Annotated in this window: 2 protein-coding genes; both read right to left on the reverse strand. The window is 70.9% G+C overall.

All coding sequences use genetic code 11. From position 1 onward, the window contains the following. Positions 1-685: malonyl-ACP O-methyltransferase BioC (gene bioC, locus D180_RS11165; RefSeq protein WP_017908413.1), on the reverse strand; the 685-nt coding region annotated here is incomplete at its 3' end. Between the two features lie 124 nt (positions 686-809). Beyond that, the gene (locus tag D180_RS11170) at positions 810-1,592 is read right to left on the reverse strand and encodes an SDR family oxidoreductase (protein WP_017912864.1); all 783 of its coding nucleotides are present in this window, start codon (positions 1,590-1,592) and stop codon (positions 810-812) included. Positions 1,593-1,726: the final 134 nt, after the last annotated feature.

The raw sequence follows: 1,726 nt of genomic DNA on the forward strand, positions 1-1,726 counted from the left end.
GGCGGCGCGCCTGCAGCGCGTTGGTGGCGCCGATCGCGCGCAGTTCGCGCATCAGCGCGGCAAGGTCCGGATAGGTCAGGTTGAACACGTCGCGGTCCAGCACCGGATCGCGGAAGCCCGACAGCATCAGCGCATCGCCGAACTGCGCGATCGGCGCGAAGCGGCTCACGTGCGGTGTGGTCCGGTCGGCCTGGGCGAAGGCCTCGCGCAGTTCGATCAGGGTGTCCGGGCCGAAGCTGGAACACAGCAGCAGGCCGCCGGGGCGCAGCACGCGGCGGAATCCGGCGAACACCGCCGGCAGGTCCTCGACCCACTGCAGGCACAGATTGCTGAAGATCACATCGACGCTGTGCTCGGCCAGCGGCAGCGCGCGCGCATCGGCGCAGACGCGGCCGAACGGCTTCCACCAGCCGGCCTGGCGCTTGGCCTGCTGCAGCATCGGCAGGGCCTGGTCGAGCGCGATCACCTGTGCGCGTGGCCAGCGCTTCTTCATCGCCGCGGCGGCATGTGCCGGGCCGCTGCCTACGTCCAGCACCACCTGCGGGACGCGGTCGCCGAGGTAGTCCAGCGATTCCAGCAAGCGCCCCTGCACCTCGCGCTGCAGCGCTGCGGCGGCATCGTAACTGGCGGCGGCACGCGCGAACGCGCGGCGGATGTGCTGGGAGTCGAACGCGGAAGGATCCATCCGCCCATTATCGCCGCCGGCGTCGCGCCGCGGCCAGCGGTGGCGCCCGCATCACCGCGTTCTACGCACGCGCGGCGCATCTCGGCTTACCAATCCCCACTCCCGAATCCCCAATCCCGGTTCTTCAGAACGTCCCCGGATAGCTGCCGCCATCCAGTAGCAGGTTCTGCCCGCTCAGGTAGCCGGCCTGCGCGCTGCACAGGAAGGCGCAGGCCGCACCGAATTCTTCCGCGGTGCCGAAGCGCCCGGCCGGAATCTGCTGGCGCTTGCGTTCGGCCAGGTCGACGGGATCGATGCCCTCGCGCTGCGCGGCGTGGGCGATGTTGCCGCGCAGCCGGTCGGTGTCGAACTGCCCGGGCAGCAGGTTGTTGATGGTCACGTTGTGCGCCACCGTGCGCCGCGCCAGCCCGGCGACGAAGCCGGTAAGGCCCGCCCGCGCGCCGTTGGACAGCCCCAGGCTGTCGATCGGTGCCTTCACCGCGGCCGAGGTGATGTTGACGATGCGGCCGAAGCCGCGCGCCTGCATCGCATCGACGGTGGCGCGGATCAACGCGATCGGCGCCAGCATGTTGGCGTCGAGCGCGCGCAGCCAGTCCTCGCGTTCCCAGTCGCGGAAATCGCCGGGCGGCGGTCCGCCGGCGTTGTTGATCAGGATGTCGACCTGCGGGCAGGCGGCCAGTGCAGCGGCGCGGCCGGCCTCGGTGGCGATGTCCGCCGCCACCGCGACCACCTCGCCACCGCCGTCGAGCGCGCGCAGCTGCGCCGCGGCCGCCTCCAGCCCGGCCTGGCCACGCGCCACGATCGTCACATGCACGCCTTCGCGGGCCAGCGCCTGCGCGCAGCCCAGTCCCAGCCCCTTGCTCGCGGCGCAGACCAGCGCCCATTTGCCGACGATTCCAAGGTCCATGCTTGCGTTCTCGTTCGAAGGAACCGCGATGATCGGACATCGCCGCAGTGGCGGCCAGCTTCACGCCGCGACGTTGAGGACACTGAGCAAGCACGGTAGGTGCAGATACCGTCTTACCCCCTAGCAGGCAAGGC

It is taken from the genome of Xanthomonas sp. SHU 166 (assembly GCF_000364685.1).
In the GTDB taxonomy this organism is placed as follows: Bacteria; Pseudomonadota; Gammaproteobacteria; order Xanthomonadales; family Xanthomonadaceae; genus Xanthomonas_A; species Xanthomonas_A sontii.